The organism is Pseudomonas sp. L5B5, assembly GCF_020520285.1.
Lineage (GTDB): Bacteria > Pseudomonadota > Gammaproteobacteria > Pseudomonadales > Pseudomonadaceae > Aquipseudomonas.
The window spans coordinates 871,342-890,245 of sequence record NZ_CP084742.1 but is presented as its reverse complement, the minus strand read 5'-3'; the positions used below and the strand labels follow the sequence as shown (position 1 = coordinate 890,245).

Below are 18,904 nucleotides of genomic sequence, written 5' to 3'. Positions count from 1 at the left end.
TTTACCAGTCGGGTTCAGAAGCGCAGCTCGAGCATCGCGGCCAATTGCCGGTGTTCGGCACTGCGCGAGCGCCCACAGGCCTTCAAGCTGTCTTGCAGGCACTGGATAAAACACAATGCTGCGGTATCCAGGGCCTGGTCGCGCAGGTGGATCACGCTCACTTCGGCGTCCGCCAGTGGCTCGACCAGGTCCAGGGCCTGGGTCCGGTCACGCAATGGAGCACACAGCAGCATCGGTTCCGGCGAGTAACCCAGCAGGCCGGCATCGACGATCAGGCTGCTGAGCATGGCGCTGGACTGGGCGCCGATGATGCGCTCGGCGGCGATGCTGAAACCGTGGCGCTCGAACAGCTCATGGACCACCGGGGCGTAGCCTGAGTGGCCGAAATTCATCACCCAGTCATCCTCCAGCAACTCACCCAGGGAGCGCGCCTGGCGTCGCGGATGTTCGTGGGACGCCAGGACCTTCATGCGGTAGCGGGCCAGGGGCAGGTGGATGAATTCCTGGGCTGGCAGGGTAGTGGCCGGCCCCAGGGCCAGGTGCATCAGCCCGCTGCGCAGCAACGGCAGGCTGACAGCCTGCAGGCCTTCATAGATTTCCAGCTGGACCGAGGGCAGCGCCTGGCGGAACGCGCGCACTGTCGCGGCAAGGAGCGTCTGGCCCAGCCAGGGCGTAACCCCCACGCACAGCCGCGCCGGGGTTTGCCCCCGCAGTTGCGCCAGTTCGCGCTGGGCCCGCTGCAACTGGCTGGCGATCTGGGTGGCGTAGGGCAGCAGGATCTTGCCCGCCGGGGTCAGCCTGGCGCCGCCGGCATGGCGCACCAGCAGGGCCAGGCCCTGTTCTTCCTCGAGCTCGCGCAATGCCCGGGTCACCGCGGCCTGGGATAGCCCAAGGATGCGTGCGGCGGCACGAATTCCGCCGCCGTCGGCGACGGCCATCAAGGCTTGCAGCTGATGTAGTTTCACGGTGGCTCCCCTGAACACCAACGGTTGTCATGACAACGTTTTTGCGGCTTATGCCCGGCTTTTTCCGGCGCTAGGTTAGCGACAGGACCACGCCCGGTCCAATCGCCGTTACAGGCTTTTCTTGACGATCAGGACACCCCCAGCATGAATGAAACCTGGATTTCCCCCGGCATCGCCGAAATCGCTCCGGCCATGGTCGAGCTGCGCCGGACGATCCATGCCCGACCGGAGTTGGGTTATGAAGAGTTCTTCACTCGCGAGCAGGTGGCCCACCATCTGCGCGAGTGGGGGTACGAGATTCACCCGACCATGGCGGGCACCGCCGTGGTGGCTACCCTGTGCAACGGCCCGGGGCCGCGACTGGGACTGCGCGCCGAACTCGATGCCTTGCCGATACAGGAGCAAAGTGACCGCCCCTGGCGCAGCCGCACCCCCGGCAAGATGCACGCCTGCGGGCACGACGGGCATATCGCGATGCTCCTGGCCGCAGCCTGGGAACTGGCCCGCAACCGTTCCTGGCACGGCACCCTGCAACTGTTCTTCCAGCCTGCCGAGGAGGGCCATGGCGGCTCCGGAGCCAAGCGCATGCTGGAGGAACGGGTGTTCGAGCGATTTCCCTGCGACGCCATCTTCGCGCTGCACAACTCGCCGGGCATGCCCCTGGGCAAATTCGGGGTGCTGGCCGGCCCCTGCATGGCCAGCACCGACAACGTGCTGATCCGGATTCACGGTACCGGTGGCCACGGCGCCATGCCGGACAAGAGCGTGGACCCGGTGGTGATCGGCGCCTCGCTGGTCATGGCCCTGCAGAGCCTGGTGTCGCGCAATATGGCGCCCGGCGAGACGGCCATCGTTACCGTCGGCGCCTTCCTGGCAGGCGATGCGGCCAACGTGATTCCCCAGCAGGCGGAGCTGCGCTTGAGTGTCAGGGCCTTGCAGCCGCAAGTCCGGCACATGCTCAGGCAGCGAATCAAGGACCTGGCCGAGCTGCATGCCAGCAGTTTCGGCGCCCGCGCCGAGGTGATCTTCGGTGAAGGTTATCCCGTGCTGGTCAACGACCGGGGCGCCAGCGAACTGGCTGCCCAGGTGATTCGCGACTGGCTGGGCGAGGAAGGCCTGGTGCAGGGCATGCGGCCTATCTGCGCCAGCGACGACTTCGCCTTCTGGCTGGAGCGGGTGCCTGGTTGCTACTTGCTGATCGGCAATGGCGAGGGGGCCGGCAGTTGCGAAGTGCACAACCCCGGATATGACTTCAACGATCAGGCCTTGCCCCTGGGAGCCAGTTTCTGGGTTCGCCTGGTGCAGCGTTTCCTGGCCTGAATCGAACACCCCAGAGGAACCGTCGATGACAACAACAAAAACAATGATCACCCCCTTAACCGAAGCCTCTCAGGTCTTGCCCCAGGCGAAACACCACCGGGCGATTGCCGCGATCTGCCTGGGCAACGCGCTGGAGTTCTACGATTTCCTGGTCTACAGCATGCTGGCGACCTTGATGGCACGGCTGTTCTTTCCCTTTGGCGATCACTCGATGATCCCGCTGATGCTGTCGCTGGCGGTGTTCGGCACTGGTTTCGTCATGCGCCCGCTAGGCGGTCTGGTCATTGGACTGTATGCCGACCGCGTGGGGCGCAAGGCCGCGCTGCGCCTGACCCTGTGGCTGATGGCCACGGGTTCGCTGCTGTTCACCGTGGCACCGACCTATGCCCAGGCCGGCCTGTTCGGACCGGCCATGATCATCGTCGCGCGACTGATCCAGGGCTTCGCCGTGGGCGGGCAGATCGGCAGTTCCACCACCTTGCTGATGGAATATGCCGACAAGCATTCGCGGGGTTACTACTGCAGCTGGCAGACCTTCAGCCAGAGCCTGGGGGTCGTCTTCGGTGGCGTGCTGGTGATGAGCCTGAGCAACCTGCTCAGCGCCGAGGCCATGGACAGTTGGGGCTGGAGGCTGGTGTTCGCCATTGGCATCCTGGCCATCCCGGTCAGCGAATACATCCGCCACCGGCTGCCGGAACCCCCGGCGCAGCGCCACCTCGAGCGCCAGGGCGACACGGCCGCCAGCTCGCTCAAGCAGTTGGCGCGCCATCCCCGGCAACTGGCCGCGGGTGTTCTGCTGGTGATCGGCGCCACCGTGCCGATCTACACCATCCAGTTCTACCTGGCGAACCATGCCATCAGCGTGTTGCAGATGCCCCTGGGCATCGCGACCTGGGCCGCCATCTTCGCGTGCCTGCCACCCTTGTTGCTGTCATCCCATGCCGGGCGCCTGAGCGATCGCATCGGTCGGCGCAAGTCGATCTTCTGGCCCTTGCCGATCCTCCTGGTGGCGATCTACCCGGCGTTCCTGCTGATCAACCTGCATCCGCACATTGGCGTCCTGCTCCTGATCGTGACGTTGCTCAGCATTCCGCTGACCTACACCATCGTTCCCAACATGGCGCTGTTGCCGGAACTGTTCCCGGCACAGATCCGCGCCAGTGGCATGTCTATCTGCTATTGCATTGGAGTGGCGCTGTTTGGCGGCTTCACCCAGCTCTTCGCTACCGGCCTGGTCAGCCTCACGGGTAGCCCGAACGCCCCGGCCTGGTACATGTTCGGTGCCATCGTGTTGTCGCTTTGGGGACTGAAACTGGCCCCGGAAACCGCGGGTCGAGATCTGGATTGAAAGGCCGGCGACGGGGGCAGTAAGAGCAAAATGTAAAACTTTGTTAGCTCAAATGAATCATTATTGACTCAGTTTTGAGCGAAAAGTATCTTGCCCGCACCCGGAAACGCTCCGGGCGTTTCATTGGCAATCCATGTGCAGGGAAGGGGCAGTCCCTTTCCCCAGGCTTGAGCCGCACGAAGTGCCCTGGGCTCGCTGGTGCGGGGCAGGCCGCGGATGGAGGTGCCAGTGCTGCTCCTTTGGTTGGCCGCAACCAGCCATTTTTGCCCCGCCACCCCTAGCTCTGGGGTGCGGGGCTTTTTTCTGCCTGGCTGGCAGCGAGGTGGCGGGCAGCCTGTCAGGCAGGCTTGGTAGCGGCGATGGCGCCGTGCAGGAACATCTGTTCCACCACGTTGGCCGAGTTGGCGCTGGCGGCGCGGCCACGGCGCTCGGCATCGACGATGCCGAAGATCAGGGTCAGGAACAGCTCGGTGAACACTTGGGCGGTGATGTCGATACGAAATACCCCCAGTTGCTGGCCACGCAGGAAAAAGGCATCCAGCGCGTCGGTATAGGACTGCCAGCGTTCGTCCTCGCCGTCGTTGAGCATGGTGTCCGGGCGGTACTGGAACAACAGGAACACCAGCATCTCGCGGTGGGTCAGGTGTTCGCTGATCAGCGAACGCAAGGCCGCAACAGGCTCCGCGTGTTGCAGGTCGGTGCTGTCGATGATGCGGTTGAGCACGCTTTCGCCGTGGTCTTCCATCACCTGCAGCAGCTTGTCGCGAGTGCCGCAGAAGCGATGCAGGGTGGCCTTGCTCACTCCGGCGAGTTCCGCCAGTTCCTTGAGGGTAGCCCGCGGACGGTCGACGATGGCCTGGGCCAGCGCCTTGATGAGTCGTTCGTCTTGAGGGGTCAAGAGCATCGGTGGACCTCGAGTCAGTTTTCAATTGCACGCATTGTGCAGAAATAGCCGCTGGCTTCAACGGAAATGACCGATTCGGTCGGGAAAAGACCGATTCGGGAGGGATGTGCGCGCCGATCGCTGGGGTTCAGCCGCGATTGCCGGCCTGGAGCAACTGCTGCAGACCCTGCAGGGTACTGTCGACGAACCGCTCGTCGGTGGTGCCCTGGGGGAAATCCAATACGCCATGGATGACCAGGGATGCCAGGCCATGGGTGTAGGACCAGCCGGCCAGGGCGGCCCGGCGGACCTCGGCACTCTGCACATCCTGCCCGAGCAGCCCGGCGATGATCCGCCGCAGTTCGCCGAAGGCCTGCTCGCGGGCGGCGCCGAGCTCGGGGGGCATGTCGCCGTTGGCGAACTCGGGTCCGAACATCAACTGGTACAACGCCGGGTTGCCCCGGGCAAAGCTGAAGTAGCTCAGGCAGGCATTGCGCAACCTCTGCAAGCCGCTGCTATCGCGATCCTTGAGCACCAGCACCGCCGCCAGCTCGTGAAAACCCTGGGCGGCCAGGCTGCCGATCAACTGCGCACGGTTGGCGTAGTGATGGTAGGCGGCCGTGGAACTGACGCCTACCCGCTCTGAAACCGCGCGCAGCGAGAGCCGGGTCGGCCCCACTTCCTCGAGCATGGATCGAGCGGCGTCCAGCAATTGCGGCGCCAGGTTGCCCACGTGGTAGGAATCGCGCGAACGCGGGGAATGCTTGGTCATGCACGGCTCGACAAGGCTGGACGGAGGGATGGCAACGGCGCGGATCTTAGCATGGCGAAGAATCTTGACGCTGATAAGATTGCGCCGTAGCCTGCGTTTCAAGATCTCCAACGGGTTCATGGATCATGATCGAAAGCCTGTCCAGGATTGTCCTGGGGCCGCTGCTCCTGGCCCAGGGCCTCTATGTGCGCCGGGTCACCCCCAGGTTGCCGGAGCCGTGCGGCGAACGTTCCGGAACCTGCGGAGAGGGGCCACCCCTGCGCTTGTTGATCATCGGTGACTCGGCCGCCGCCGGAGTGGGCGTGGCGCGCCAGGGTGATGCCCTCGCCGGTCAATTGGTGGCGAACCTGGCCGCCGACTTCCGCTTGTCCTGGCAACTGCTGGCCCAGACAGGCCTGGATACCCCGCAACTGCTGCGCAGACTCGAGGGCAGCGGGGGCCAAGGGTTCGACGCGGTACTGGTCTGCGTGGGGGTCAACGATGTCATCGGCGCCATCTCTGCCGACGACTGGTTGGTATGCCTGGCACGCCTGGTCCAGCGGCTGCAACAGCAATGCCAGGCGCGGCTGATCCTGCTTTCCTGCGTGCCGCCGCTGCATGCCTTTACCGCTTTACCGCAGCCGTTGCGCTGGTACCTGGGGAGCAGGGCCCGGCGTTTCAATCATCTGCTGGAACAATGGAGCCGCCACCATTGCCAAGTCACCCTGCTGGCAGACGCCATGGCGCTCGACACTGCGATGCTGGCCGCCGATGGCTTCCATCCCGGGGCGCCGGCCTACCGGATCTGGGCCGAGCAGGCCGCCAATAGCCTGCGTCAGCGCTTTGCCGCGCCGGCCGCCACCTGAAACGCCATCAATTCCCGGTGGACCGGGGCGGATGGCACCTGAGCCGTACCCTTGATGCTGAACAGGAGAGTCCGATGTCCGAATTGAAACTGCAGCCCCAGGCCGACGTTTCCCTGCAACGCTGGCACGCCATGATCGCGCAGCAGGACCTGGGAGGCCTGCCTGATTTGCTCGATGCCGCCGTGGTGTTTCGCTCGCCCATGGCCCATGCGGCCTATCCCGGGGCGCCGCTGGTGGCGACCATCCTGGGCACCGTGCTGGAGGTCTTCCAGGACTTCGCCTACCACCGGCAACTGGCCACGGCCGATGGCTTGGACGTGGTGCTGGAATTCAGTGCGCGGGTTGGCGACCGGCAGATCAAGGGGATCGACATGATCCGCTTCGATGAGCAGGGCAAGATCGTCGAGTTCGAGGTGATGGTGCGGCCCCTGAGCGGGTTGCAGGCCCTGGGCGAGGAGATGGGCCGGCGCCTGGGTGCCTACCTGGTCGCCAGCAAGGCCCAGGCCTAGTCGGCCTCCGGCCATGACGCAGCGGTGTGCAACCTGCGCCGCTGCGCTGGCGGCCCTTGGCTAGCTCAGCCAGGTGGACAGCACCCGCCGGTCCAGCTCTTCCCAATCGGCCATGCCCAGTACCCGCGTGGTGTTCAACCCGCGCAGATAGCCGCGCAACTGGTAGGCAACGGCGCGCCGAGCCTCGGGATCGGTGCTGCTGTCACCCAGCGCGGTTTCGTAATCGATCAGGTAGTCGGCCACACGCTCACGAAATTCGGGGAGGACGGCATCACGGATCAGGTCAAAAGTTCGCACGAGAGATTTCCTTTTCTAGTTGTAGTCGGGCTGCCAGGCAGTCTGCACGTGGCGCAACTATCGGTTCAAGTGATAGTGACAATCAAGAAACGCCTATTCTGCTTTGCCCGCTGACCAGCGAGAATCGCCGCCGTCGCAGATGCCACCCTCCCAAGCCCGGCATCTGGAGTCCATTGATGAACGCAGCGGCAGCGCCCGTGACGCCGAACCGCTGCGCAACGAACCCGACCTTTTTCCAGGATTTCACCGATGCGTGCTTCATCCGTTGCTGCCTTGACCCTTGCCTCCCTGTTGCTGGGCGCCTGCGCCTCGGCGCCGAACGACCCGAGCCTGGTCATGCAGACAAGCAAGACTCCCGCCGAATACGCCGATTGCGTGGTGCCCAAGCTGCGCGATCAATCGCTGACGCCGACGGTTTCCCAGACCCAGCGCAGCTACCGGATCGTGGTGTCCAGCAAAGTGGCGGCCAACAATGTGCTGGAGGCCTACAAGGCGCCCCATGGCGGCAAGGTCTTCCTGTATGAGCGCCATTTGCTGGCGTCGAGCTTTGCCCCCTCGAAATTCGAACAGGCCGCCCAGGAATGCCTCTAGCCTGCTGAGGTCAGCCTGCGATACCCAGCAGGTGTTCGATCTGGGCCAGTTCCCAGGTGCTGAGCAGGCTGACCGGATCGGTGCCGAAGCGTTGCCGGGTGTCCAGCTGCCAACGCTGCCCTTCGGGGGCTCGGCAGTTCTGGCAATGCAGCAAGCGGCCGTCATCGAATTCCAGTTCCAGGCGCCAACCGTCGATGTCCACCTTGACCGGCTCGCCAATGCGCTGCTGGCCGATCTTGCGTAGCCGGTGGATGCCCAGGGCGGCTTCCCGCAACCGTTGGCAAACCTCACGGGCATCGAGGGCTGGGGCATGGTTCATGACGTTCTCGTCTCATCCGTTGTCGTTGTGGTCGCTGCCCGGCCGGTGTAGCCACCGCCGGTCCCCGTGCTTGATCTTTCCCGGTGTTCCTTGCCGAGGATGGCGATGACCGCCAGGGTCAGCAGTTCCCCGAACAGCGCCAGGGCCGGAATGACCAGGGTCTTATGGGGGATCTCGAGGAACGGCAAGATAGGCAGTGCGATCCACTAAAGCAACACCAGCGCCAGCAGCGAAAAGCCAGGTTTTTTTTCGCAAACCCGTGGTTCTTTCATATCCAGCCTCTTGCCAGGCAGCGACGAACCCGCGCCATGCCCGGACTCGCCTCTCAATCAGGTTGGCCCCTCTCGCCCGGGAGCGACGCAGCCTGCTGTCCATGGCATCTCCGTGGCCAAGCCAGGCAGTAGGGTCGCTCCTGCATCCGCTCGCAGGATCGGGCACGGCTTTCGTGGAATCGATGTAACCCTCCCCAAGATCCGAATGGCATCGTGCACCTGCCGAAAGCCACGGCGGGCCTGCTGAAGCCAGCAGTCCGGCGTTTGAATTGTGCGAGTTGCGTCCTGCGCCGCTTGTTTTCATTCCCTCTTTCGATTTCGATTCCTGCCTGTGTCTTGCAGCAACGTTGCATCTACTGATGCCGACGCAGGGTCAGGCGTGCTCCGAAATCAGCCAAAGGAGATGGTTGTGCCTGACCTAAAGCGATATTGGACTTCATTGGGGCCGGGATCTTCCCTGGTTGTCATCGCCTCGATCGCAGCGGCGCTGACGGCGTGCGGCGACGACAGCGTTCCAGCAGTGGCCCCCACGGCGGCCCAGGTCAGCGCGGCCCAGGTGCTGGTCAAGCCGGTGCGCCAGTGGGACGAATTCAGCGGACGCGTTGCCGCCACCGATGCGGTCGAGGTGCGAGCGCGGGTCAGTGGCTACATAGAGCGCATCGCATTCAAGGAAGGTGACGAGGTCAAGCCCGGAGATCTGCTCTTCGGGATCGATCCGCGGCCGTACAAGGCCTCCTATGACAATGCACTGGCGCAGCTTGCCCGTGCCCGTGCGACGGCAGAGTTGGCACGGGTACAAGAGCAGCGGGCGCAGGTGCTGGTTGCGGTCAATGCGATTTCGCGCGAGCTGTTCGATACCCGTCGTGCCGCTTCGACCCAGGGCGCTGCGGATGTGCGTGCAGCAGAAGCGGCACTGGCCATTGCCCAGCTCGATCTGGGTTTCACCGAGGTGCGTGCGCCCATCGCCGGGCGGATCGGCCGTGCCATGCTGACGGTTGGCAACCTGGTCCAGGCCGACCAGAGCGTGTTGACCAGCGTGGTTTCCCAGGACCCGCTCTACATCTACTTCCAGCCGGACGAGCAGAGCTACCTGCGCTACATGGTCCTGGCCCGCGCCGGCCAGCGGAGCAACGCGGCCAACCCGGTGCGCATCGGCTTGGCCAGCGACAGCGGTTTTCCCCACCTAGGGGTGGTTGATTTCGTCAACAACCAGATCGACTCCGCCACTGGCACCATTGTCTTGCGCGCGGTGGTGGCCAACCCCCAGCGCCTGTTGATTCCCGGCCTGTACGCCCGGGTACAGCTTCAAGGAAGCGCCGAGTTCAGCGCCATGCTGATCGATGACAAGGCCATCCTCACCGATCAGGACCGCAAGTACGTCTATGTGGTGGGGGCGAAGAACGAGGCGCTGCGCAAGGACGTCACGCTCGGCGGTTTCGCCGACGGCCTGCGCATCGTGCAGGCTGGTCTCACGAAGGATGACCGGGTCATCGTTGGCGGCCTGCAGAAGATCTATTTCCCGGGCGCGCCGGTGGATGCCAGCGACGTGCCGATGGGCGCCGCCGCTTCGATCACGGCGAAGTGAGGAGGGCACCCATGAATTTCTCCAGATTCTTCATCGAGCGCCCGATCTTCGCCGCGGTGCTGTCCATCGTCATCTCCCTGGTGGGCCTCATCGCCATCCCGCTCTTGCCGGTCAGTGAATACCCCGAGGTGGTACCACCGACGGTGGTCGTCACCGCCACCTATCCCGGCGCCAACCCCAAGGTGATCGCCGAGACTGTCGCGGCACCGCTGGAAGAACAGATCAATGGCGTCGAGGACATGATGTACATGAAGTCGGTGGCCGGCTCCGATGGCGTCATGATGATGACGATCACCTTCGAGCCTGGTACCGATCCCAACAAGGCCCAAGTGGACGTACAGAACCGTGTCGCCCAGGCCCAATCGCGCTTGCCTGCGGCAGTGGTGGCACTGGGCGTGACCACGCAGAAGCAGTCACCGAGCTTCGCCTTGATGATCACACCGATCTCCCCGGACGGACGTTACGACGGCTTGTACCTGCGCAACTACGCCAACATCAAGATCAAGGATCAGCTGTCCCGTATCCCGGGCGTCGGCCAGGTGCGTTTCTTCGGCAGCGGCGATTACGCGATGCGTGTCTGGCTCGATCCAGCCAAGGTCGCCTCCCGTGCCCTGACCGCAGGTGATGTAGTACGTGCGATTCAGGATCAGAACCTGCAGGTTTCAGCGGGTCAGCTCGGTGCCGAGCCCGTGCGGGACGGCAGCGATTTCCTGATTGCGATCAACGCCCAGGGCCGTCTGCGCACACCCGCCGAGTTCGGCGATATCGTGCTCAAGACTGGTCCGAACGGTGAGGTCGTGCGCCTGGCCGATGTCTCGCGTATCGAGCTGGGGGCCAGTGATTACACGCTTCGCACCCGGCTTGACGGCAAGGAGGCGCCGGTCATCGGCGTGTTCCAGGCCCCGGGCGCCAACCTGCTGGATGTGCGCAGCGACGTGATCGCCAAGATGGATGAGCTGAAGAAAAGCTTTCCCCCCGGCATGGACTACCGGTCGGACTACGATGCGACGATTTTCGTGCGCGAAGCCATCGACGCGGTGGTCAAAACGCTGGTCGAGGCGATCGTGCTGGTGGTGCTGGTGGTGATCCTGTTCCTGCAGACCTGGCGCGCCTCGATCATCCCGTTGATAGCGGTGCCCGTGTCGGTGATCGGCACGTTCGCGGTGTTGCATGTACTGGGCTTCTCGATCAACACCTTGACCTTGTTCGGTCTGGTCTTGGCGATCGGCATCGTGGTGGACGATGCCATCGTGGTCGTCGAGAACGTCGAGCGCAACATTGGCGAGGGCCTTGCGCCCTTGGCTGCCGCGCATCAGGCGATGAAGGAAGTGTCCGGACCAATAGTCGCGATCGCCCTGGTGCTGTGCGCGGTATTCGTACCCATGGCCTTTTTAAGCGGGGTCACCGGCACGTTCTACAAGCAATTCGCCGTGACCATCGCCATTTCCACAGTGATCTCGGCGATCAACTCGCTGACGTTGTCGCCAGCGCTCGCGGCCATGCTCCTGCGTGGGCACGATGCGCCCAAGGATGCGCTGTCACGAGGGCTCGACCGTGCCTTCGGCTGGTTGTTCGCGCCATTCAATCGGTTTTTCGACGCCAGTTCCAACCGCTACCAAGGGGCCGTGTCACGCATCCTCAAGCGGCGCGGGGCGGCGTTTATGGTTTATGGGGTGCTGTTGGCGGGTACAGGCCTCTTGTTCGATAACGTACCCCGGGGCTTCATTCCGACCCAGGACAAGCTCTTCCTGGTGGGAGTGGTGAAGCTCCCGGAGGGCAGCTCCATCAGTCGCTCGGATGCGGTAGTCAACGAACTGGGCCGGGCTGCCCTGGCTATCGAGGGCGTCGACCATGTACTCACGTTCGCCGGCTTCAACCCGATCCAGCAGAACAACACCCCGAACTACGCGGTGGCTTATGTGATCCTCAAGCCGTTCAACGAGCGCCAACGCAGCGCCAAGCAAATCATGGGTGATATCCAGGCCAGGATGAATGGCCTACAGGAAGGCATGGCTTTCGTGATGAACCCGCCGCCGATCCTTGGCCTGGGTACCGGCGCCGGTTATTCGATGTTCGTCCAGGATCGCTCCGGCGCCGGTTATGGCGCCTTGCTGCAAGCCACCGCAGCGTTGCAGGGCGCACTGATGAAAGAGACGGGCATGGGCTTTCCGTTCTCGGGCTACCAGTCCAACGTGCCGCAGATCGATGTCGAGGTCGATCGCATCAAGGCCAAGGCCCAGGGCGTGGCACTGGCGGACCTGTTCCAGACGCTGCAGGTGTACCTGGGCTCCAGCTATGTCAACGACTTCAACCTGTTTGGCCGTACCTGGCGCGTATATGCCCAGGCCGAAGGCGACTTTCGTAAGCGCGTCGAGGACATCGGCAACCTGCAGACGCGCAACGAGCGGGGGGAGATGGTGCCGATCGCCTCGATGACCAGGATCAGCCAGACCTACGGTCCCGATCCAGTCCTGCGCTACAACGGCTATCCGGCGGCAGACTTCTCGGGCGAAGCCGATCCAGGGCGGCTGTCTTCGGCGCAGGCGATGGACAAGATCTCCGAGGTGGCCAAGCAAGTATTACCCAACGGCTTCGATTTCGAATGGAGCGACATGAGCTTCCAGGAGTCCACCCAGGGCAAGGCCGCATTGGTCGTGTTTCCGGTGGCGATTCTCCTGGCGTTTCTGGTGCTGGCAGCCCTGTACGAATCCTGGACCTTGCCACTGGCGGTGATCCTGATCGTGCCCATGTGCGTGCTCTCGGCTTTGTTCGGGGTGAAAGTGTTCGGCGGTGACAACAATACCTTCGTACAGGTGGGGCTCGTGGTGCTGATGGGACTGGCCTGCAAGAACGCGATCCTGATCGTCGAGTTCGCCCGGGAGTTGGAGTTCCAGGGGCGCGGAGTGGTCGAGGCCGCCCTGGAGGCGTGCCGCTTGCGCTTGCGTCCGATCGTCATGACTTCGATCGCCTTCATCGCCGGGACCATTCCCCTGGTGTTCTCCCATGGCGCCGGTGCAGAGGTGCGTTCAATCACCGGGGTGACGGTGCTTGCGGGGATGATCGGCGTGACGCTGTTCGGCCTGTTCCTGACGCCGGTGTTCTATGTCGGCCTGCGCAAACTGTCCGGGCGAAAATTGGTCCAGCATGGCCAGAGCAGCATGGGGCAAGCGCGAGATGCTGCCGATCAAGCCCTGTAGCAGGCATTGGCGGCCGGTTGATGCGGTGCGCGCTCAACCGGCCCCCGGGGCTGGCAATGCTCCGGCCGTTGCTGCGAAGCGATGGCTGTAGTGCTGGAAAGTGTCGATCACGCTTCGTTGTCCTTGAGGTGCTGCAATGGCGACACACCGTAGAACCGGCTGTATTCGCGGGTGAACTGCGAGCGGCTCTGGTAGCCGACCGCAAAACCCGCATTGCCGATGTTATGGCGCTCGATCTGGATCAGTCGACGCGCTTCGTGCAAGCGGAACTGCTTTTGATACTGCATGGGAGTGAGGCCGGTGATGGCCTTGAAGTGATGGTGCAGCGAGGACTCGCTCATTCCCACCTGGTCGGCCAGTTCCGGTATGCGCAGGGGTTGCATGTAGTGCTTGCGCAACCAGTCGATCGCCCGAGTGATGCCATTGGTCGAACTGTCCATCACAGCCAGCTGCAACAGGCGGCACCCATAGGGGCTGGATAACAGTCGATAGATGATCTCCTGCTCGATCAGGGGGGCCAGGGACTGGATATCGCCAGGAACATCCATAAGCCGCAGCAGGCGCAGCGTCGCGTCGAGCAGTTGCGGGTTCAGCCGATCGACCACCACGCTGCATGCCTCATGGGGGGACGATGGACGGGGCGCAATGTCCATCCGGGCGAGTACCTCATGCAGGCGTTCCGGGGTGATCGCCATGCCGAACCCGAGGCAGGGCTGGTCTTCGCTGGCCTCGACGATGTGGAAGGCCACCGGAACGCTGAATGACACGAACAGGTAGTCGCCCTGAGCGAAGTGCCGGACAGTTTCACCCAGCTGAATGCTCATGCGGCCTTGCACCACCATGCCGAAGAATGGGGATTGGGGGCAGCGGATCGCGGTCTGGCGCGTGCTATGACGTGCCACTTCCAGGCTGGGGTTGGCCGTGGAACTGGCTCCTTCGACGGCTGCATGGCGAGCGACGAGCTGGGTCATTTCTTCAAGCGCGCTGGCGTTCATGGCTGATCACTGGTCTGTTGAGGTGACCTGCGGATCTTATCCGTAGACCGATCTGCCTCGGTGCTCATTTGCAGGATCAGGCACAACTCTCGCGGGATTGGCGCGATCAGTCCCCGAGATCGGTTTGAGGCAGGGGGCCTGCCTCAAACCGGATCGCAGCCCCAGGGCAAAGCCCGGGATCTCACCTTGGCCAGGTGTCATGCCAGGTCAGCGGCGGCATCGCTTGCCTTGCGTCGTCCGCCCAACCACACCAGCGCCAGCCCCGACGCCGCCAGCAGGCCACCGGCCACGGGAACCGCGGCGTAGCCCAGGCCCTGGCTGATGACCGCACCACCGAGCGCGGCGCCCACCGCGTTGCCCAGGTTGAAGGCGCCGACGTTGATCGAGGAGGCCAGTCCTGGGGCTTCGGCCGCGGCGATCATCACCCGCATCTGCAGCGGCGGCACCACGGCGAAGGTGAACATGCCCCATACCAGCAGCGCCAGGGCGGCGGTGACATGGTTGCCCAGTACCAGGGGCATAGACACCATGATCAAGGCCAGCACGCCGAGGAAGATCCGTGCCGAGCCATCCAGCGACCAATCGGCCAGGCGCCCGCCGAGGCTGTTACCCAGGGTGAAGCCGACGCCGATCAGCACCAGGCCCAGGGTGACGAAGCTGTCCGAGGCGCCCGTCAGTTGCGCCAGCACCGGAGCCACGTAGGTGTAGAGAGTGAACATGGCGCCAGCGCCCAGCACCGTGGTGGCCATGGCCAGCAGTACGTTGGGCCGGGCGATTACCGCCAGCTCGCGGCGTACGTCCGGCACGCTGCCACGCTCGCCCTTGGGCAGGGCGTACCACAGTACGGCGATGGCCAGCAGGCCCAGCACCGCGGTACCGGCGAAGGCCATGCGCCAGCCGACCTGCTGGCCAAGCCAAGTGGCCGCCGGCACACCGCCGATGTTGGCGATGGTCAGGCCCATGAACATCGTGGCCACGGCACTGGCTTGCTTGTCCTTGGGCACTACGCTGGCTGCCACCACGGCACCGAGGCCGAAGAAGGCGCCATGGTTGAGGCTGGTGACCAGCCGCGAGGCGAGCAGGGTGTAGTAGTCCGGCGCCAGGGCCGAGAGCAGGTTGCCGACGGTGAAGATGCCCATCAGCATCATCAGTGCCGCGCGCTTGCCAAAGCGGCTGAACAGCAGGGTCATGATCGGCGCGCCGACCATCACGCCGATGGCATAGGCGGTGATCAGCATGCCGGTGCTGGGAATGCTCGCGCCGAGGCCTTCGGCGATCACCGGCAACAGGCCCATGGGGGTGAATTCGGTGGTGCCGATGCCAAAGGCCCCGATGGCCAGGGCGAAGAGAACGCGTCCGGGCTTCATGGGGCTGACTCCAGGCAGGTATGTCCGATCAAGGGGCCGTGCATGCGAGCGGCGCTCGGGCCATCGGCAGTGAGGTGTTCCAGAGGCGTGGTCATGGCATCAGTCCCAGATCGGCGCCAGGCCGTCAGGGCTGACTTCGCGACCGTTGCGCTCAAGGGTGGCGATGCGCGCCATGTCGTGCTCGTCCAGGTGCAGGCTGCGGGCGAGCAGGTTGCTGGCCAGGTTCTCGGGCTTGGTGGACGAGGGGATCACCGCGTAGCCCAGTTGCATGGCCCAGGCCAGAGCGACTTGGGCCACGGTGGCCTGGTGCTTGGCGGCGATATCGGCCAGCGCCGGGTCCTTGAGCACCTTGCCGTAGGCCAGGGTCATGTACGAAGTGACGCTGATTCCTTGTTCCTTGAGAAACGCGGTGAGCGTGTGGCCCTGCAGGTAGGGGCTGAGTTCGATCTGGTTGGTAGCGATCTGCTCTTTGCCGACCACGGCAATGGCTTGCCGGGTCAGTTCGATGTTGAAGTTGGAGACGCCAATCTGGCGGGTAAGGCCCCGCTTCTTGGCTTCCAGCAAAGCCTCCATGTACTCGGCCAGCTCGATGCCATTGCCCGGGGCCGGCCAGTGGATCAGCAGCAGGTCGACATACTCGGTGCGCAGCTTGGCCAGGCTGTCGCGCAGGCTGGAAATCAGCTTCTCGGCGGCGTAGTTGTCGACCCAGATCTTGGTGGTGATGAACAGTTCGCTGCGCGGCACGCCGCTTTCGGCGATGGCTTGGCCGACATCGGCTTCGTTGCCGTAGATCTGCGCGGTGTCGATCGTGCGGTAGCCCAGGGTCAGCGCCGACTTGACCGAGTCGATGACAGCCTGGCCAGTCAGGCGAAAGGTACCCAGGCCAAAGGAAGGAATGCTCATGGATCTGCTCCTGATGGTGGATGCGCGGCGCGCTCGAACCAGGCGGCCCGGAGCGGGTAGCCGCTTGGATGGGGCGTAGTATGTCCATCGGGCGCTGGCGGATTAAGCCCGCGGCGCGCCAAACACCTTTGACGTGCGCTCACGAATCCCCAGGTGGCTCGCCCAGCCCGAGCATGGATGCCTGGTCGCGAGCGGGCGACAGGTTGTTCAGCAAGATGCCCGGAAGGTGGTCGCGGTATGATCGGCGCAAACAATAAGCAAGGATCCAGGCCGATGATCGGGTTCACCTTTCGCCAGCTCGAGTATTTTGTCGCCGCCGCGGAGCAGGGCAGTGTCAGCGCCGCTGCCCGAGCCATGCACATTTCCCAGCCATCGGTGTCCCTGGCCATCGGCCAGTTGGAGACGGCGCTGGGCCACAAGCTGTTCCATCGCCAGGTCAGCCGTGGCCTTGAACTGAGTCCGGCCGGGCGCACGCTGCTGGAACAGGCCCGGGACATCCTGGGGCGGGCGGGCGTCATGGGCGGCGCCGAGGATCGTCAGGCCGGCCTGCACGGCAACTTGAGCCTGGTCTGCTTCCAGGACCTGGGCCCTTACTTTGCCCCGCGCCTGCTGGCAGGCTTTCGCCAGCAGCATCCGCAGGTCTCGATTACCCTGTTCGAGAGCGATCTGGCCGGGGTCAACCGGCGCTTGCTGGACGGCCAGGCCGAACTGGCGCTGACCTATGGCGTCGGCCTGAGTCCGAACATCGAGGCTCGGGTCCTGGCGCGGCTGCTGCCTTACGCGCTGTTGCCGGTGGATCATCCGCTGGCTGAACGGGAGCAGGTCTCGCTGGTGGACCTGGCTGGCGAGTGCCTGATCCTCGAGGACATCGCCCGTACCCGCGAGTATTTCCTGTCGCTGTTCTGGGCCCATGACCTGCAACCGGCGTCGCTGCAGTTGACCCAGACCTTCGAGATGCAGCGCGGCCTGGTAGCCCATGGGTACGGCGTGGCGCTGTCCTGCACACGGCCGGTGGGCGACCGCAGCTATGACGGCCAGCCCCTGGCCTGTCGGCCGCTGCTGGAGGCGGTCAGCCCGCAGTCGGTGGTGCTGGCCCAATCCAGTGCCATGCGCCCCTCGCCGGTGGCCCGGGCGTTTCAGGAGTGGGCCAGCCAGCAGTTCCCGGACTAGGGGGCAGGGTTGGCCTGAGGGGCCTTGCTTGCGACAGCGGCCTGCCTGGCGGATCGGCCGATGAACAGCCAGTAGCCGACGGACAATAGCGCCAGCCAGCCAAGACCGACGAACAACGATGTGCGGGTGTCGGGAAACCAGGCCAGGACGCCGAAGATGAACAGCATGAAGGCGATGCCCAGGGCTGGCCCAATGGGCCAGAACGGCACCGGGAAGGCCAGTGTGGCGACTTCGGCGGGCGTCATGTGCCGCCGCATCATCACCTGGGACAGCAGGATCATCAGCCAGACCCAGACGATGGAGAAGGTCACCACCGCCACCAGGATCAGGAACAGGTTCTCCAGCGCCAGGTAGTTGAGCAGCACCCCCCCCCAGCAATGCCAGGGACATCACCGCGACGGTCATCCACGGCACGCCGAAACGCGACAGGCTGGCGAAGCTCGCCGGTGCCTGGCCGTTGCGGGCCATGCCATACATCATGCGTCCGGCGGCGAAGATGTCGCTGTTGATGGCCGAGATCGCCGCAGAGATCACCACGATATTCAGCACTGCCGCTGCGGAGTCGATGCCCAAAGCACTGAATATCTGCACGAACGGGCTGCCTTCGCTGCCGACTCTGGACCAGGGGTAGATCGCCATCAGCACGAACAGGGTCAGCACGTAGAACAGCAGGATGCGCAACGGCACCGAATTGATCGCCTTGGGAATCGCCCGCTGGGGCTCCTTGGCCTCGCCAGCGGTGACACCGATCATCTCAACCCCGCCAAAGGCGAACATCACCACGGTGAACGAGGCGACCAACCCACCGATGCCATTGGCGAAGAAGCCGCCGTGGCTCCACAGGTTGCTGATGCCGGACTGCACCTGCGCCGAGCCGCCGGGCTGGATGCCCAGCAGCAGGATCGCGATTCCTCCGAGGATCATCGAGACGATCGCCGTCACCTTGAGCAACGACAGCCAGAACTCCATTTCCCCGAACACCTTGACGCTGCACAGGTTCAGCGCCCCGATCAGGCACACGATGCCCAGGACCCAGATCCAGCGGGGCGTATCGGGAAACCAGAAGCCCATGTAGATGCCGAACGCGGTGACATCGGCCAGGCACACCACCAGCATCGAGAACGCATAGCTCCAGCCCGTGAGAAAACCGGGAAAGCGTCCCAGGTATTGGCTGGTGTAGTGGCCGAAAGAGCCGGATACCGGATCGCGTACGGCCATTTCGCCCAGGGCGCGCATCATCATGTAGATGGCCGCGCCACCGATCAGGTAGGCCAGCAGCACCGAGGGGCCGGCCAGCTGGATCGCCGCGGCGGAGCCGTAGAACAATCCGGTGCCGATGGCCGAACCCAGGGCCATGAATCGAATATGACGGGTATTCAGGCCCCGCTGCATGGAAGGCTGTTTATCGTTCATCTCAAGTAACTCCCAATTGTTCTTATTATTTGGATGTCATCTGCCGGTGATTAACGAATGACCAGGCGCAAGGCAAGTTCAGGCATCGCTATTAACCGGTTAAACCCCGAGGCTGGCAACAAGCCGGCCATATAAACTACCTATATTGATGAA

Annotated in this window: 17 protein-coding genes and 1 pseudogene; 8 read left to right on the top strand and 10 right to left on the bottom strand. The window is 64.0% G+C overall.

What is annotated here, in order from left to right; all coding sequences use genetic code 11:
• Window positions 1-14: 14 nt before the first annotated feature.
• Entirely contained in the window at window positions 15-965 is a 951-nt protein-coding gene (locus tag LGQ10_RS03995; RefSeq protein ID WP_226524773.1) for a LysR family transcriptional regulator, read from the bottom strand.
• Between the two features lie 144 nt (window positions 966-1,109).
• Between LGQ10_RS03995 and LGQ10_RS03990 the strand changes: the two genes are divergently transcribed.
• Together LGQ10_RS03990 and LGQ10_RS03985 are read left to right on the top strand one after the other, a co-directional pair.
• On the top strand, window positions 1,110-2,285 hold the full coding sequence (locus tag LGQ10_RS03990) for a M20 aminoacylase family protein (RefSeq protein WP_226524772.1): 1,176 nt from the start codon (window positions 1,110-1,112) through the stop codon (window positions 2,283-2,285).
• Between the two features lie 43 nt (window positions 2,286-2,328).
• Window positions 2,329-3,633, top strand: a complete 1,305-nt coding sequence (locus LGQ10_RS03985; RefSeq protein ID WP_226524771.1) for an MFS transporter — start codon at window positions 2,329-2,331, stop codon at window positions 3,631-3,633.
• Between the two features lie 337 nt (window positions 3,634-3,970).
• Here the strand turns inward: LGQ10_RS03985 and LGQ10_RS03980 are convergent, their stop codons facing one another.
• Both LGQ10_RS03980 and LGQ10_RS03975 read right to left on the bottom strand, forming a co-directional pair.
• Window positions 3,971-4,537: a transcriptional regulator gene (locus LGQ10_RS03980; RefSeq protein ID WP_226524770.1), complete on the bottom strand. Its 567-nt coding sequence runs from the start codon at window positions 4,535-4,537 to the stop codon at window positions 3,971-3,973.
• 127 nt (window positions 4,538-4,664) lie between these two features.
• Window positions 4,665-5,288: a TetR/AcrR family transcriptional regulator gene (locus tag LGQ10_RS03975; RefSeq protein WP_058435949.1), complete on the bottom strand. Its 624-nt coding sequence runs from the start codon at window positions 5,286-5,288 to the stop codon at window positions 4,665-4,667.
• Window positions 5,289-5,413: 125 nt separating this feature from the next.
• On the opposite strand from LGQ10_RS03975, the gene LGQ10_RS03970 reads away from it, so the two are divergent.
• Window positions 5,414-6,133 (top strand): SGNH/GDSL hydrolase family protein, encoded by a 720-nt coding sequence (locus LGQ10_RS03970; RefSeq protein ID WP_226524769.1) that lies wholly within the window; start codon window positions 5,414-5,416, stop codon window positions 6,131-6,133.
• 74 nt (window positions 6,134-6,207) lie between these two features.
• Window positions 6,208-6,642 carry a nuclear transport factor 2 family protein gene (locus tag LGQ10_RS03965; RefSeq protein ID WP_226524768.1) on the top strand — a complete coding sequence of 145 codons (435 nt, stop codon included), beginning with the start codon at window positions 6,208-6,210 and terminating at the stop codon, window positions 6,640-6,642.
• A 60-nt stretch (window positions 6,643-6,702) separates the two neighbouring features.
• Here LGQ10_RS03965 and LGQ10_RS03960 read toward each other — a convergent pair whose 3' ends face one another.
• Window positions 6,703-6,939 carry a hypothetical protein gene (locus LGQ10_RS03960; protein ID WP_058435946.1) on the bottom strand — a complete coding sequence of 79 codons (237 nt, stop codon included), beginning with the start codon at window positions 6,937-6,939 and terminating at the stop codon, window positions 6,703-6,705.
• A 249-nt stretch (window positions 6,940-7,188) separates the two neighbouring features.
• Between LGQ10_RS03960 and LGQ10_RS03955 the strand changes: the two genes are divergently transcribed.
• Window positions 7,189-7,530 (top strand): hypothetical protein, encoded by a 342-nt coding sequence (locus tag LGQ10_RS03955; RefSeq protein ID WP_226524767.1) that lies wholly within the window; start codon window positions 7,189-7,191, stop codon window positions 7,528-7,530.
• 10 nt (window positions 7,531-7,540) lie between these two features.
• On the opposite strand, the gene LGQ10_RS03950 is transcribed toward LGQ10_RS03955, so the two are convergent.
• Both LGQ10_RS03950 and LGQ10_RS31490 read right to left on the bottom strand, forming a co-directional pair.
• Window positions 7,541-7,849 (bottom strand): hypothetical protein, encoded by a 309-nt coding sequence (locus LGQ10_RS03950; protein WP_226524766.1) that lies wholly within the window; start codon window positions 7,847-7,849, stop codon window positions 7,541-7,543.
• Complete coding sequence (locus tag LGQ10_RS31490) at window positions 7,846-8,046, bottom strand: transporter suffix domain-containing protein (RefSeq protein ID WP_413247605.1); 201 nt, start codon at window positions 8,044-8,046, stop codon at window positions 7,846-7,848. The genes LGQ10_RS03950 and LGQ10_RS31490 overlap by 4 nt, the downstream gene beginning before the upstream one ends.
• Window positions 8,047-8,530: 484 nt before the next feature.
• On the opposite strand from LGQ10_RS31490, the gene LGQ10_RS03940 reads away from it, so the two are divergent.
• Window positions 8,531-9,706: an efflux RND transporter periplasmic adaptor subunit gene (locus LGQ10_RS03940; RefSeq protein ID WP_226524764.1), complete on the top strand. Its 1,176-nt coding sequence runs from the start codon at window positions 8,531-8,533 to the stop codon at window positions 9,704-9,706.
• 11 nt (window positions 9,707-9,717) lie between these two features.
• On the top strand, window positions 9,718-12,903 hold the full coding sequence (locus tag LGQ10_RS03935) for an efflux RND transporter permease subunit (protein ID WP_226524763.1): 3,186 nt from the start codon (window positions 9,718-9,720) through the stop codon (window positions 12,901-12,903).
• Window positions 12,904-13,010: 107 nt separating this feature from the next.
• Here the strand turns inward: LGQ10_RS03935 and LGQ10_RS03930 are convergent, their stop codons facing one another.
• The 3 genes from LGQ10_RS03930 to dkgB form a co-directional block, all read right to left on the bottom strand.
• A complete protein-coding gene (locus LGQ10_RS03930) occupies window positions 13,011-13,898 on the bottom strand; it encodes an AraC family transcriptional regulator (RefSeq protein WP_226524762.1) in 888 nt (295 codons plus the stop codon).
• Between the two features lie 197 nt (window positions 13,899-14,095).
• On the bottom strand, window positions 14,096-15,265 hold the full coding sequence (locus LGQ10_RS03925; RefSeq protein WP_226524761.1) for an MFS transporter: 1,170 nt from the start codon (window positions 15,263-15,265) through the stop codon (window positions 14,096-14,098).
• A gap of 99 nt (window positions 15,266-15,364) precedes the next feature.
• On the bottom strand, window positions 15,365-16,168 hold the full coding sequence (gene dkgB, locus LGQ10_RS03920; RefSeq protein WP_226524760.1) for a 2,5-didehydrogluconate reductase DkgB: 804 nt from the start codon (window positions 16,166-16,168) through the stop codon (window positions 15,365-15,367).
• 273 nt (window positions 16,169-16,441) lie between these two features.
• Between dkgB and LGQ10_RS03915 the strand changes: the two genes are divergently transcribed.
• Window positions 16,442-17,338 (top strand): LysR substrate-binding domain-containing protein, encoded by an 897-nt coding sequence (locus LGQ10_RS03915; protein WP_058435140.1) that lies wholly within the window; start codon window positions 16,442-16,444, stop codon window positions 17,336-17,338.
• On the opposite strand, the pseudogene LGQ10_RS03910 reads toward LGQ10_RS03915, so the two are convergent.
• Window positions 17,335-18,751: pseudogene (locus LGQ10_RS03910) on the bottom strand (amino acid permease). The gene LGQ10_RS03915 and the pseudogene LGQ10_RS03910 overlap by 4 nt on opposite strands.
• Window positions 18,752-18,904 lie beyond the last annotated feature (153 nt).

Coding starts and splice junctions, on each gene's coding strand:
- LGQ10_RS03990 (WP_226524772.1), top strand. CDS start 1,110: ATGAATGAAACCTGGATTTCCCCCGGCATCGCCGAAATCGCTCCGGCC.
- LGQ10_RS03985 (WP_226524771.1), top strand. CDS start 2,329: ATGATCACCCCCTTAACCGAAGCCTCTCAGGTCTTGCCCCAGGCGAAA.
- LGQ10_RS03980 (WP_226524770.1), bottom strand. CDS start 4,537: ATGCTCTTGACCCCTCAAGACGAACGACTCATCAAGGCGCTGGCCCAG.
- LGQ10_RS03975 (WP_058435949.1), bottom strand. CDS start 5,288: ATGACCAAGCATTCCCCGCGTTCGCGCGATTCCTACCACGTGGGCAAC.
- LGQ10_RS03970 (WP_226524769.1), top strand. CDS start 5,414: ATGATCGAAAGCCTGTCCAGGATTGTCCTGGGGCCGCTGCTCCTGGCC.
- LGQ10_RS03965 (WP_226524768.1), top strand. CDS start 6,208: ATGTCCGAATTGAAACTGCAGCCCCAGGCCGACGTTTCCCTGCAACGC.
- LGQ10_RS03955 (WP_226524767.1), top strand. CDS start 7,189: ATGCGTGCTTCATCCGTTGCTGCCTTGACCCTTGCCTCCCTGTTGCTG.
- LGQ10_RS03950 (WP_226524766.1), bottom strand. CDS start 7,849: ATGAACCATGCCCCAGCCCTCGATGCCCGTGAGGTTTGCCAACGGTTG.
- LGQ10_RS03935 (WP_226524763.1), top strand. CDS start 9,718: ATGAATTTCTCCAGATTCTTCATCGAGCGCCCGATCTTCGCCGCGGTG.
- LGQ10_RS03930 (WP_226524762.1), bottom strand. CDS start 13,898: ATGAACGCCAGCGCGCTTGAAGAAATGACCCAGCTCGTCGCTCGCCAT.
- LGQ10_RS03925 (WP_226524761.1), bottom strand. CDS start 15,265: ATGAAGCCCGGACGCGTTCTCTTCGCCCTGGCCATCGGGGCCTTTGGC.
- dkgB (WP_226524760.1), bottom strand. CDS start 16,168: ATGAGCATTCCTTCCTTTGGCCTGGGTACCTTTCGCCTGACTGGCCAG.
- LGQ10_RS03915 (WP_058435140.1), top strand. CDS start 16,442: ATGATCGGGTTCACCTTTCGCCAGCTCGAGTATTTTGTCGCCGCCGCG.